Below are 14615 nucleotides of genomic sequence, written 5' to 3'. Positions count from 1 at the left end.
ATTATATTATAAACTTTGTATGTAAATCTTATCAACTGTATATTATTAATAGTATATGTTTAAATAACATGTCTAAACTAAATAAAATAAAATTTCTTTTAATTAGTACTAAAAATAAACTGACTTTAAATAAACTTTCATCTATAAATACAATTTTTACATTTTTCTTATAAATTTTCAATTATAGAATAAATAACATCACATAAATAATTTAATTTTTTAGAGAATAGATAGTGAGGTGAAGATTAATGAAAAAAAAGATTTTAGGACTTTCGCTACTTATTTCTCTTATGTTTTCCACTGCTGTATTTGCTCAAGATTTAGTATATACAGTTAAACCTGGAGATACTCTTTGGAAAATAGCTGTAGCAAATCAAACAGGATTAAGTGAATTAATAGCAAAAAATCCACAGTTTAAAAATCCAAACTTAATTTATCCTGGTAACAAAGTCAATATACCAAACATAAATGACACAAAAGCCAGTGAAGCAGAAGTTATAAGACTTGTTAATGTAGAAAGAAGTAAAAATGGTTTAGGTCCTTTAGCTGCTAACTGGCAAGTGGGAAGAGTAGCTAGATATAAATCTCAAGATATGATTAATAAAAAATATTTTTCTCACACTTCTCCTACTTATGGTTCACCATTTAATATGATGGAGCAATTTGGAATAAAATTTTCAGCTGCCGGAGAAAATATTGCTATGGGACAGAGAACTCCCGCAGAAGTTGTAAATGCCTGGATGAATTCACCGGGACATAGAGCAAATATATTAAATCCTTCTTATACTCAACTAGGCGTAGGTCTTGCAAAGGACAGCAAAGGAACATGCTACTGGACTCAAATGTTTATAAAGCCTATGTAAGGTAGTAATTTAAAATTAATATAACCTGTGTAAAATATATTTTACACAGGTTATGCTTTTAATTATGATTTAAAATTTACTAATTTAATTTGCCCTCTAGTTTTTCTAGTCAGACAATATTAAGCTATTTTTTTTATTTATACACAACTTATCTCTAGTTTTTCTAGTCAATAAATTTAAATATTAGATATACTTAGGCACATTCAAATAAATAACTAGTCAGTATGCTAGTCTATTTGACTTACTATTTATTTTCATATGCCTTATTAAAAATTATATCTTCAAAAATAGTTTAATTAAATTTCATTAATATATTATTCAATATCATTAACTTATCCTAATCATATCTTTTAACCGTTTTAGTAAAAAGTAGATAACAAATAATACCATGATACTACAATTTAATAATATATTCTACTTATATATACACCATTTTCGTTTTTTTGTCAATGAAAATTTCACTTCTATACTTTCATAGCATTTTCATAAATTCCTAATATTTTCACCTTATTATTCCTAGCAATGTTATTAGCAGCTTCCTTTAAACTTCTATCTTCTATATAATTGCCTTCTATATCTATAAAAAAATAATATTTACCAAGCATCTGTTTATTGGGATGAGACATTATAGACATTAAATTAATATTCCTAGAGGAAAATTCAGTTAGTATATTAGCTAAAGAACCAGGCTTATCCTCAGTTTGAATAATAATTAATGAAGTTTTATAATTTATTTCTTTACAATATTTTATATCTTTCTCTTTTTTCGAAACAACTATAAATCTTGTTTCATTTTCTTTAGAATCTGTTACATTTTCAATTGAATACTTAAAACTAAATTCACTTTTTAAAACATGTTCAGGTATTATAGCTGCTTCATGTATTGTACCATTTTTTGCTTTAACAAATGAATCACCATTACTTTCTGTAGTTATAATCTTAACATTGCCACTAAACTTTTCTAAAAAATTACAACATTGTCCTTGGGTTTTAAATTGAACATAAATTCTTTCTATATCAGAAATACTTTTTGAATTTGCTACAAAAGAAAATTGAATTGGAATAACAACTTCATCTATAATTTTAAGACTAGTTTTTGACAGCAAATCCAAAGTGGGTTGAACATATCCATCTAGAGTATTTTCAATAGGTATTACCCCTAGATTACATTGTTCTCCAACAGCTTTAAAGGCTTTTGTTATACTTGGATAAAAAACTATATCCTCCTCCAAATTTTTTTCTTTAGTGTATTTCTTAACAGCAAGTTGGCTGAAAGTACCTTGTGGACCAAGTGTAGCTATTTTCATCACTGTTACCTCCATTGATTATCTTTCGTATAAATCATATAATAATATCACTCTATTATATCAAACTTTATTTTACTAATTATATCATCTAATTACTTATAAAAACATGTTAGGCATGTGAAAATAAATAACAAGTCAAAGATGCGACGTATATTTTGAATTATACAAGAAAACAGGTTCTGATGATAGTAGTGCTATCAGAAGGTTCTGTTAACGTAGTATAATTCAAAATAGACTAGTATACTAACTAATTATTTATTTGAAGATGCCTTACTTTTGTCATATGAAAATTGCTACTAGGATAACTGTTTTTATAAGATGTCCGCAACTATGGTGAAATTTTAAAAACAAGTCTTCAATAAAGTGTAAAAGAAGAACTAATTATTAAAAATATGAAGTTTATAAGTATATTTATTATTAATTTATCAATATTTTATTAAATAATTATGGATAATATAAATTTAATCTTTTTATATTTACATGTCCAAAGGAGTGCTGTATAATCGAAGACAATGTAAAGCAATGAGCAGAAGTAGTAAAGATAGGTGGAATTTTCAGAGAACCGATGATGCTGTGATTTCGGTAATTTCAAAATCTTGAACTCGTCTGTGAGCTGTCACCTGAAACTAGTAAGGTAGAACGTATTCCTGCGTTATAAGGATAGATGGTAATCGCCATTGAAAAAGTTGGGTTTTATAATGAAACTAATTAGAGTGGTACCGCGGGTTAGCCTCGTCTCTTTTATAGAGACGGGCTTTATTTATTTTAAATTAAAAAAAGGGGTGGTTTTGTGTCTTATTCAAAATATAAAAAATATCCTTCAGTTGATCTAAACGATCGTGAATGGCCAAGTAAACAAATTGAAAAAGCACCTAGGTGGTGTAGTGTTGACTTACGTGATGGGAACCAATCACTACCAGTACCTATGAATGTTGAAGAAAAACTTAGAATGTATAAGTTACTTATAGATTTGGGATTTAAAGAAATTGAAGTTGGTTTTCCAGCTGCATCTCATACAGAATATACTTTTCTTCGTAAATTAATAGAAGATAATCTTATACCTGATGATGTATCAATTCAAGTGCTTACACAGTCAAGAGAGCATTTAATTAAAAAGACTTTTGAATGTTTAAAAGGTGCTAAAAACGCTATTGTTCATCTTTATAATTCTACTTCTATATTACAGAGAAAAGTAGTTTTCAAAAAGAGTAAACAGGAAATAATTGATATAGCTGTAAGTGGTGCTAAACTTTTAAATGAATACAAGGAAAAATATCCTGAAACTAACTTTACTTTTGAGTATTCCCCTGAAAGCTTTACCGGAACAGAACTTGATTATGCCCTTGAGATATGTGAAGCGGTAATAGATGTGTGGAAACCTACTGAATCAAATAAAGTAATTATAAATTTACCATCCACTGTAGAAATGGCAACACCAAATGTATATGCAGACCAAATAGAGTGGATTTGTAAACACATTAAAAATAGAAAAAATGTTGTAATCAGTCTTCATACCCATAATGACAGAGGTACTTGTACTGCTTCCAGTGAATTAGGTCTTCTTGCTGGTGCAGATAGAATTGAAGGTACATTATTCGGTAATGGTGAAAGAACTGGTAATCTTGATATAATTACTATGGCTATGAATATGTATTCTCAAGGCATAGATCCTAAATTAGATTTTTCCAATATATACAATATAGTTAAAATCTATGAAGAGTGTACTAACATGACCGTAAATGAGCGTCATCCTTATGCAGGTAAATTAGTGTATACAGCTTTCTCAGGTTCTCATCAGGATGCTATAAGAAAAGGTCTTAAAGCTCTAGAAGAAGAAAATAACCAATACTGGGAAGTGCCTTATCTTGCTATAGATCCTCATGATTTAGGAAGAGAATATGAAGAAATCATTCGTATAAACAGTCAATCCGGTAAAGGTGGTACTGCTTATATTATGGAAAGTGACTTTGGCTTTATCTTACCTAAAGAAATGCACAAAGAATTTGGTGCTATAGTAAAAGATAAGTCTGATACTCTAGGAACAGAGCTTAGTTCAGAACAAATATTTAATTTATTTAAAGATGAATATTTGGATAAAAAAACTCCTTATAATCTAAAAAGTTATGAAACTGAATCCGTGCAAAATGTAGAAGATGATAAAAATGTACTTAACATTCATGCCACTATAAATGTAGATGGTACTGAGAAAAATATTGAAGGAAACGGAAATGGTCCTGTAGATGCTTTCTTCAATGCACTTCATGCTTCTAATATAAACGGCTGTAAATTTATTTCCTATGATCAACATGCACTAGATAAGGGTTCACGTTCTAAAGCAGTATCTTATATTCAAATTGAAAATAATAATAAAAGATATTTTGGAGTTGGTGTATCAGAAAATACAAATACTTCTTCTCTAAAAGCTTTAATTAGTGCTATTAATAGATGTAGATAATTTTAGACCTACTCTAAATTATCACAGAAATCATCCTATGTATTATCCTATAGAAGTATATTATTATAAACTCTAGAAATAATACACAAGATTTATAATTTAACATTTCAAAATAATTGAAGCCTCCTGTAGATAACTCTACAGAAGGCTTCAATTATTTAGATACTTTCTATTTTTATTACATCATAACCAACTTCTTCAACTGCAGCTTTTATCTTTTCGTCAGTTAGGCTACCTGCTTCTATTTCAGCTGATTTTTTTTCTAAACTTACAGCTATAGAATCAGCCCCAATTTCCTTTAAAGCTTCTTCAACATGAGCTACACAATGTCCACAACTCATTCCTTCAATTGATATTTTCTTTTTCATACTAATCTCTCCCTTTATTTTTATATTTTTATCTGATGGTTAGCTCTGCTGTAATTTTCCACCTTCGTGTAGATAACCGCATCACTCCCCTTGATAAACACCTTACCTTATAAGTTTCAGTGGGAAAAACCGTCCCACTGAAGCTAAGAATTCACCTTAAAGGTCTAAAGCCTTTTAATCTGAGTGCATTTGTTAATACTGATACTGAACTAAAACTCATTGCCAGTGCTGCTATCATAGGATTTAAAAGTGGACCTCCAAATAGGTAAAGTACCCCCATGGCCACTGGTATTCCCAAAGTATTATAACCAAAAGCCCAGAATAAATTTTCTTTTATATTCTTTATAGTTTTTTTACTAAGTTCAATGGCTGTAGGTACATCCATTAAATCACTTCTCATAAGCACAATATCTGCGGACTCCATAGCTACATCTGTTCCTGATCCAATGGCTATTCCTATATCTGCCTGTGCTAGTGCCGGAGCATCATTTATTCCATCACCAACCATAGCAACTTTTTTGCCTTCCGCTTGAAGTTTTTTTACTTCATTTGCCTTATCTTGAGGTAGAACTTCTGATAATATTCTATCTATACCCACTTGTTTTGCTATAGCTTCTGCTGTTTTTTTATTATCACCAGTAATCATAGCCACTTCCACTCCCATTCTATGGAGCTTTTCAATGGCCTTTTTACTATTTTCTTTAACAGTATCTGCCACTGCTATAATTCCCATAAGTTTTCCCTTTGAAGCTATATACATTGGAGTTTTACCCTCTCTAGCTAATCTATCAGATTCCTCTTCAAATCCGGTTAAAGCTATTCCACTACTATCCATTAACTTTTTATTCCCAAGTAATATTGTATTTGAATCCACATTAACTTCAATACCATGTCCAGGTATCGCCTTAAAGTCAGTAACCTCTATTAAATTCACACTATCTTCTTCAGCCTTCTTCACAATGGCCTCACCTAAAGGATGCTCAGATTTCTTTTCTGCTGATGCTGCAATTTGAATTATATCTTCTTTATTTATACCTTCAGCTACTATTATATCTGTAACCTTAGGTTTTCCTTCAGTAATAGTCCCAGTTTTATCAAAAACTATAGTTTGTATCTTATGGGATGTTTCAAGAGCTACACCACTTTTAATTAATACTCCATATTCTGCTCCTTTTCCTGTACCAACCATTATTGCTGTAGGCGTTGCCAATCCAAGAGCACAAGGACAAGCTATTACAAGTACTGATATAAATATAGTTAATGAGAAAACACCACTTTCACCAGATATAAGCCATGCTAAAGATGATATTAATGCAAGTGCCATAACAACTGGAACAAAATAACCAGATATTATGTCTGCCAATTTAGCTATAGGTGCTTTTGATCCCTGTGCATCTTCTACTAATTTAATAATCTGTGAAAGGGCAGTATCCTTACCTACCTTAGTAACTCTATATTTTATAGAACCATTTTTATTTATGCTGGCACCAATAATTTTATCTCCAATACTTTTTTCTACTGGTATACTCTCTCCCGTAAGCATAGATTCATCTACTGAAGTATTACCTTCTACTACTTCTCCATCTACAGGCATTTTTTCTCCTGGTTTAACTATTACAATATCACCAATTTCAACTTCATCTATAAGAATTTCTGTTTCCTTTTCATTCCTAATTATAGTAGCAGTTTTAGGTGCAAGACCCATAAGTTTTTTTATTGCTTCAGAAGTTTTGCCTTTTGATACTGCTTCCATGTACTTTCCTAGAGTAATAAGTGTTAAAATAACTCCAGCTGATTCAAAATATAGATGTATGCTGTGTGCACCACCTGAATAAATTGCCTCAATAACACCATAAAGACTATACAAAAATGCTGCTGAGGTTCCAAGGGCAACTAGTGAATCCATATTAGGACTTAATTTTACAAGTGATCTATAACCAATAGTAAAATATTTTCTTCCTGAAATTATAATTGGTAAAACTAAAATCAATTGTATTATCCCATATATCTCCATATGCATCATTGGGTTTATACTCATTGGAAGTCCCGCTCCAAACCATTCTAATATCATAGGCCCCATAGCTACTATCAATAATGGCACTGCAAATATAAGAGATATAACAAATCTCTTCCAAATAGATCTTATATGTTTCTCTTTGTTTTCTTTGTCCATATCCACAGTTAATTCTTCTTCCAAAGCTTTGTAACCAGCTTTTTCAATTACCTTTTTAATATCAGCAACTCTAACCTTTGATGGCTCAAAGGTTATATTCAATTTTTCTGTTGCTATATTTACATTTGCTTCAATTACACCATCTAATTTTTTAGAAACCCTTTCTACAGTCTTTGCACAAGCTGCACAAGTCATTCCCTCTATTTTTAGAGTTCTATTTGTAGCTTCAATTAGTGCTTTATAACCGGCTTTCTCAATTACCTTTTGAATATCTGGTATAGAAACTTTAGCTTCATCAAAACTTATATTTAGTTTTTCTGTAGCAAGATTAACATTAGCTTCTTCTACACCGTTCAATTTTTTTGAAACTCTTTCTACAGCTTTTGCACAAGCTGCACAAGTCATTCCCTCTATTTTTAGAGTTTTGCTCGCTGACATTACCATTACCCCCTTATATAATGTAGTCCTAACATTTAATAGAGAACTATATCACTAGATTTATTTTCCCATAAGTCTACCAAGTAGATCTATTATTTCATCAACCTTTTTATCACCATTATCATGCATGAAAGCATCTTTTACACAATGATTTAAATGTTGTTTTAATATTAACATATTTGCTTTCTTCAAAAGAGATTGTGCTGCAATAATTTGATTGGATACATCAATACAATATCGGCCCTCTTCTATCATCTTAATTATTCCCTCTATTTGCCCCTTTGATGTTTTTAAAGCCTTTACTGCATCTATTTTTTCATTATTCATATAATCTATTCACCTCCCCCCCGTGGGGTTATATTACTGTAAAAAATATATTGATAATGATAATTATTATATACTGACTTTCAATTTCAAATATATTGTACCACATTTTTGTGTAGATTTTGTGTAGATTTTGTGTAGATTTTGTGTAGATTATTAAATTTATTTATAATGAATAACTTATTAACGAAATTTTCGTAATATAAATTGCTATATCTGTAATGACTAATAACTGATTTTCTATTCATCAATAAGCCTATAACCTACTCCAACTTCAGTATATATGTACTCAGGCTGAGCAGGGTCCTTTTCTATCTTCCTTCTCAAATTTGCCATAAAAACTCTTAGGGACTGAGTTTCACTCCCCAATGAGGTACCCCAAATTTCATGGATAATAAAATTATGAGTCAGAACCTTACCTGAATACTTACAGAGTAGTGACATTATTTTATATTCTATGGGAGTTAAATGTATTTCTTCATTTTCTATGGTTACACGTCTTTTGTTGAAATCAATCAACAAATCTTTAACCTTGAAATTATCAATTATATCATTATTATTATATTTATTTTTTACATTATGTCTTAAGGATACACGAATTCTAGCCAAAAGTTCACCTATTCCAAAAGGTTTAGTTAGATAATCATCTGCACCTTTATCAAGTGCTTCAACTTTTTGTCTCTCATTATCTCTAGCCGATACAATTATAATTGGAACACTTGACCAATCTCTTATCTTTGATATAACTTCAATTCCATCAATATCTGGAAGTCCTAAATCCAATATAATCATATCAGGATTATTAGACATTGAAAGTGCAATAGCTTCATTTCCCTTACTGGTTTCAATGTATCTATATCCCTGTGAATCTATGGCTGCTATTATAAAATTTCTTATTGGCTTATCATCTTCAACCACAAGTATATACGGCTTATTTTCCATAATTAACCCTCTTCTCCTTATAATCAATTTATTTTGGGACATCTTCACAAAGAACTAATACTACTATTTATTTAAACCTTCATTCTTCTTTGGAATATTAAAGGTAAAAATAGCTCCTCCTCCTTTTTTGTTAGCCGCTGTGATTTTACCACCATGCGCTTCTACTATAGATTTACAGATAGCAAGCCCTAGACCAACTCCCCTTCTTGAATCGGATATTTTACTACCGTTTGTAAAGAACCTGTCAAATATACTAGATAATATTTTTTCTTCTATGCCACTACCATTATCAATCACTTGAAAAATCACATCTTCTTCATTCTCATGAACCTTTATTTCTATAACAGACTGTTTAGGAGAAAATTTAACAGCATTATCAAGGAGATTTATAATAACCTGTTCAATTAAATTTCCGTCCATTGGAACCATTATAATTTTTTCAGGAACATTAACTTTTATTTTATGGTCTTTGAAATATTTAGAGCTTCTCTGAACTGCTTCAGAAACTACTTCTTCTACTAGCTCCATATTTCTACTGATTCCCATGTTTCCCTCATCAAATTTAGTCATACTCAATAGATTTTCAACTAGCCTTATAAGCCATTCAGTATCATCATAAATACCATTTAGTAGATTTTCTTTTGTTTTTTCAGATATAAATTTCCCATTTTCTAAAATAGTACTTATAGCACCTTTAATTCCAGCAAGAGGACTTCTGAGATCATGAGAAATTGATCTTAATAGATTACTTCTAAGACGCTCTCTTTCAATCTGGACTTTAGACATTTCCTGCTGGCTTGAAAGAATTTCTCTGTCTAGAGCAATGGCTATTTGCCCAGTAATAGTCTGAACAATGAATTTTTGTTCTGCCTCAAGAAAGCCTTGTAAACAAGATACTCCAATAACACCTAATACCTTTTTTTGCACCTTTATAGGTATATAATATCCCTTAGCTCCATAAAAAGTATCTGTGCCTTTACCAGCTTCCTTACCATTTAAAAGAGTCCAATAAGCTACTGCATTTTCATCTTTATTTAGAAGTATGTCCTTATTTTCATCTTTATACTTATCATATACAAAGGAAGTTGACAACTTATTCCCTTCTGATAAATATCCTACTACATTTCTATTAATTAGCCTAGAAATATATTTTATTCCTATAGAAGTGACATCAGAAGTTCCAACTGCACTTAAAAGTTTACCGCTGACCATATATAGTGTTTGAGTTCTTTTTTCTCTGTTGTAGGAATTTTTAGCATCTTTCTGTATTCTATTTGTGAGATTTCCAACTATAAACGCAACTATAAGCATTATAGTAAAGGTGGTTAAATAATTTTTATCATAAAGCTGAAATGAATCCTTTGGCTGAGTAAATAAAAAATTAAACATTAATACTCCAACTATTGAGGATATAACTCCAATCAAATATCCAGTTGTTCTTATATATACAATTATAACTCCCAGTATAAGAATCATAATCTTATTAGTATCGTTAAAACCCATATAATCAAAAATTTGTGCAATTCCTGTTGCAATTCCTATAATTACTACTGATTCAATAATTTCTTTAAAGGATAGATTATTCCATTCATTTAATTTCCATTTCATCTTATTTCTTTTTTTTGGGTACACTGAGTTTGGTATAACATAAACGTCAATATACGCATTAGAGTCCATGAGTTTATCTACTACATCCTTTGCATAGAAATGAAGTATTTTACTAGTTCTTTTATAGTTTTTTCCTATAACTAGTTTAGTAATATTCCTAAACTTTGCATATTGTATTATTTGATCTACTATATTTTCTCCATATAATTGTACTATTTCCCCTCCTAATTTCTCAGCTAAACTAAAATTTAAGTTTAATCTTTTTTTATCTTCTTTACTTAAATTTTCAGCTTTTGTTGTGGAAATATATAGAACAATAAATTTTGAATGATAATTTTCTGCCATCCTTGCAGCACTACGTATAACCTTTGCAGAGGATGGAGATGGACTAATACAGGCTAATATCTGTTCAGAAGTAGGAACTACAGTAATTTGCCTTTTAGCTAATCTTTCACTTTCCACTTCATAGTTTACCCTATCTGCTATTCTTCTAAGTGCTATTTCCCTTAAGGCATAAAGATTATTTCTAGTAAAAAAATTAAGTAGAGCTCTCTTAACCTGCTCTATTTTATATATTTTGCCATCACTAAAACGTTTTAAAAGCTCATCAGGCTCAATATCTACTATTTCAACCTTTTCCGCCTCATCAAATATTCTATCCGGAATAGTTTCCCGTACAGAAATATGTGTTATATTTTCTACAACATCGTTTAAACTTTCAATATGTTGAACATTTACAGTTGTATATACATCGATTCCTGCTGCAAGAAGCTCTTCTATATCCTGCCACCTTTTTCTATTTCTCTGACCTCTTCCATTAGTGTGTGCAAGTTCATCTACAAGTATTATCTGTGGTTTTCTTATAAGTGCTCTGTCAATATCAAATTCGTTTAATGCTGTTCCCTTGTATCTTATAATTTTATTTTCTATTGTTTCAAGACCTTTAGTCAAAGCCATAGTTTCTGGTCTAGCATGTGGTTCAATATATCCTATGACTATGTCATCACCTGAAACTCTCATTTCCTGTGCTTCTCTAAGCATTTCATAAGTCTTTCCAACTCCTGCTGCATAACCAAAAAATATTTTTAATTTTCCCCTCATATACTTATTTTCTTCCTTTTCTATTTTATTTATCTAATAAATAACTCCCAATTAAACATCTTATTTTAAAATCAGAAACAATAACTTATTAGATTAAGCAAAAATTTTACTAATACTTAACCTAATAAATTTAGTTTTAAACACTATGATTTAGTTATTTATGACTAATCTATAAAATTAATGCATTTATATTATATCTTAAGCTATGTTCAAAGAAATAACTAGTTAATATATTAGTCTATTTTCACTATTGTTCTTTAACTTGCTATTCCTTCTATACACCCAAATTACTACAAAAACATTTATCCTAGCCTAATATTCTATTTGTTTAATATTGATGCTATTTCAAGATTTACTTTGAGCACATTAATTCTTGGTTCTCCAAAAACGCCAAGACTTCTACCTTCTGTATATTTATCGACTATTTTCTGGAGTTCTTTTTTACTTATTCCTGTTCCTTTTGATACAGCAGATATTTGAATTTCAGCAGCTTTCAGGCTTATATCAGGATCAAGGCCGGATCCAGAACTTGTAAGAAGATCTGTTGGTATATCTTCCTTTTTTACATCTGGATGAGTTTTCAGAAAATCATCTATATCCTTTTGTACTCTCTCTTTTAAAGCCTTATTTGATGGTCCTAAATTTTGAGAACCAGAGGAAACTCCTGAGTAAGCTACTTTTCCACTTTCATCTGGTTTTGTATCTGCCTGAGTATAGGTATTATAGTTTACCGAAGAAACTCTACCTCTAAAAAATCTTGGATCAGTAAAATTTTGACCTATTAATTCTGAGCCAACTACTTTACCATTAGATGTTATAATGCTACCATTCGCCTGTTTAGCAAATAATACCTGACCTACTCCTGTTATAAAAAGCGGATAAATAATTCCACAAATTATCATTAACGTAATACTCAAGCGAAGAGCCTTTTGAAGCATTTTCATGTTAAAACCTCCTATTTATTATTCGAAGATGCCTTAGCCTAAATTAAAAATTCTAACTAACGGAGTTATAAGCATATCTATGATTTTTATTCCTACAAAAGGTACGATTATACCTCCAATGCCAAATATCAGCATATTTCTTAAAAGCAGCACTTCTGCCTTCATAGGTCTATATTTTACACCCTTCATAGCAATAGGTATGAGAAGTGGTATTATTATGGCATTAAATATTAATGCCGATAGTATAGCACTATTTGGTGTAGATAGTTTCATAACATTCATAACTTGCATTTGTGGTATATAAGCCACAAATATAGCTGGTATTATGGCAAAATATTTTGCTACATCATTAGCTATACTAAAGGTTGTAAGTGAACCTCTTGTTATAAGCAGCTGCTTTCCTATTTCCACAACCTCAAGTATTTTTGTAGGATCAGAATCTAGATCTACCATATTTGCAGCTTCTTTTGCCGCAGTAGTTCCACTATTCATTGCCAGCCCTACATCAGCCTGAGCAAGGGCGGGTGCGTCATTGGTTCCATCTCCCGTCATTGCCACGATTTTACCATCCATCTGTTCTTTTTTTATTGCTTCTATCTTATCCTCAGGTTTACACTCTGCAATAAAGCCATCTACACCTGCTTCTTTAGCAATAGTTGCAGCTGTAAGTGGATTATCACCTGTACACATTATAGTTTTAATACCAATTTCACGCAGCCTTTCAAATCTTTCTACAAGTCCAGGTTTAACAGTGTCCTTTAGATATATAACACCATAAATTTTATTGTTAACACATACTACCAGTGGCGTTCCACCTAATTTAGCAACTTTGTTCACTTCATCATCAAGCTCATCAGGTATTTTACCCTTAAGTTCAACAACTCTATTCTTTATGGCATCATAGGCCCCTTTTCTTATGCTGGTACCATCATCTAAATCTATTCCACTCATTCTAGTCTGTGCTGTAAACTCTTCAAATTTTGTAGAAATATATTTATCTTTATCTACCGAAGAACCTAATTTATTTCCAAGTTCAACTATAGATTTACCTTCAGGAGTATCGTCCTTTAAAGAACATATAACTGAATAATTTATAAGATCATCTTTTTTAGCATCTCCTACAGAAATAAACTCTGATGCAAGTCTATTTCCAAAAGTTATAGTTCCCGTCTTGTCAAGTATCATAGTATCTACATCACCACAGGATTCGACTGCTTTTCCTGACATAGCTATTACATTAAATCTGGTAACTCTGTCCATACCCGCTATGCCAATAGCAGATAAAAGGCCACCTATAGTAGTTGGTATAAGACAAACCAGAAGTGCTATAAGCGTTGATATTGAAATTTTCACACCAGCATAACCTGCCATAGGGTAAAGTGTCACAAGCACAATAAGAAAAATAAGTGTAAGACTTACAAGTATAGTATTAAGTGCAATTTCATTAGGTGTCTTTTGCCTTGAAGCACCCTCTACAAGATTAATCATTTTATCTAAAAAAGATTCGCCTGGTGTTGCTGTTATTTTAATTTTTAGCCAATCACTGACAACCTTTGTTCCTCCTGTAACTGAAGCAAAATCTCCCCCAGATTCCTTTACAACAGGAGCTGACTCACCAGTAATTGCAGATTCATCCACAGAAGCTATACCTTCCACGACTTCACCATCGTTAGGAATTACATCCCCATTTTCAACTAGGACTATATCATCTTTTTTAAGTTCATTTGCACTTATTACACTTACCTTTCCATTAGAATCCAAAAGCTTTGCTAAGGTGTCTTTACGAGTTTTCTTTAAAGTTTCTGCTTGTGCTCTTCCTCTACCTTCTGCCACTGCCTCAGCAAAATTTGCAAATAGCACTGTTATAAATAAAACTATGGTTACTATAAAATTATAAATTCTTAAATTGTTTCCTGTATCACCAAATATATTAGGAAAAATTGTAAGAAGCAGTGTTATAAAGAAACCAATTTCAACTACAAACATAACAGGATTTTTGGCCATATATTTAGGATTTAACTTTTTGAAACATTCCACAGTAGCATCTTTCATTATATCTTTTGTAATAAATTTAGATTTTTTATTTTCCATA

At 30.9% G+C, this 14615-nt stretch carries 10 protein-coding genes and 1 other annotated feature; of the genes, 2 read left to right on the top strand and 8 right to left on the bottom strand.

From position 1 onward, the window contains the following. Positions 1-248 precede the first annotated feature (248 nt). The gene (gene safA / locus RH99_RS08555; RefSeq protein ID WP_010236570.1) at positions 249-863 is read left to right on the top strand and encodes a SafA/ExsA family spore coat assembly protein; all 615 of its coding nucleotides are present in this window, start codon (positions 249-251) and stop codon (positions 861-863) included. A 464-nt stretch (positions 864-1327) separates the two neighbouring features. Here the strand turns inward: safA and pheA are convergent, their stop codons facing one another. Beyond that, the gene (pheA, locus tag RH99_RS08550) at positions 1328-2170 is read right to left on the bottom strand and encodes a prephenate dehydratase (protein WP_010236568.1); all 843 of its coding nucleotides are present in this window, start codon (positions 2168-2170) and stop codon (positions 1328-1330) included. A 513-nt stretch (positions 2171-2683) separates the two neighbouring features. Further along, positions 2684-2913, top strand: a binding site (T-box leader). A 47-nt stretch (positions 2914-2960) separates the two neighbouring features. Here pheA and leuA point away from each other — a divergent pair. Further along, on the top strand, positions 2961-4625 hold the full coding sequence (gene leuA, locus RH99_RS08545) for a 2-isopropylmalate synthase (RefSeq protein WP_010236566.1): 1665 nt from the start codon (positions 2961-2963) through the stop codon (positions 4623-4625). Positions 4626-4783: 158 nt separating this feature from the next. Here the strand turns inward: leuA and RH99_RS08540 are convergent, their stop codons facing one another. The 7 genes from RH99_RS08540 to kdpB form a co-directional block, all read right to left on the bottom strand. After that, positions 4784-4993, bottom strand: a complete 210-nt coding sequence (locus RH99_RS08540) for a heavy-metal-associated domain-containing protein (RefSeq protein WP_010236564.1) — start codon at positions 4991-4993, stop codon at positions 4784-4786. A gap of 151 nt (positions 4994-5144) precedes the next feature. Beyond that, positions 5145-7604 (bottom strand): heavy metal translocating P-type ATPase, encoded by a 2460-nt coding sequence (locus tag RH99_RS08535; RefSeq protein ID WP_010236562.1) that lies wholly within the window; start codon positions 7602-7604, stop codon positions 5145-5147. A gap of 60 nt (positions 7605-7664) precedes the next feature. After that, complete coding sequence (locus RH99_RS08530; RefSeq protein ID WP_010236558.1) at positions 7665-7931, bottom strand: metal-sensing transcriptional repressor; 267 nt, start codon at positions 7929-7931, stop codon at positions 7665-7667. Between the two features lie 237 nt (positions 7932-8168). Continuing rightward, positions 8169-8870: a response regulator gene (locus RH99_RS08525; RefSeq protein WP_010236555.1), complete on the bottom strand. Its 702-nt coding sequence runs from the start codon at positions 8868-8870 to the stop codon at positions 8169-8171. Positions 8871-8933: 63 nt separating this feature from the next. Then, the gene (locus RH99_RS08520) at positions 8934-11579 is read right to left on the bottom strand and encodes an ATP-binding protein (protein WP_010236553.1); all 2646 of its coding nucleotides are present in this window, start codon (positions 11577-11579) and stop codon (positions 8934-8936) included. Positions 11580-11899: 320 nt separating this feature from the next. Continuing rightward, on the bottom strand, positions 11900-12523 hold the full coding sequence (locus RH99_RS08515; RefSeq protein ID WP_010236551.1) for a K(+)-transporting ATPase subunit C: 624 nt from the start codon (positions 12521-12523) through the stop codon (positions 11900-11902). Between the two features lie 33 nt (positions 12524-12556). Then, positions 12557-14614 (bottom strand): potassium-transporting ATPase subunit KdpB, encoded by a 2058-nt coding sequence (kdpB, locus tag RH99_RS08510; RefSeq protein ID WP_010236550.1) that lies wholly within the window; start codon positions 14612-14614, stop codon positions 12557-12559. Between the last annotated feature and the right edge of the window lies 1 nt (position 14615).

It is taken from the genome of Clostridium arbusti SL206, assembly GCF_000246895.1.
Classification (GTDB): Bacteria; Bacillota; Clostridia; order Clostridiales; family Clostridiaceae; genus Clostridium_I; species Clostridium_I arbusti.
The sequence above is the reverse complement of the archived record's forward strand: the minus strand, read 5'-3'. Positions and strand labels throughout refer to the sequence as shown.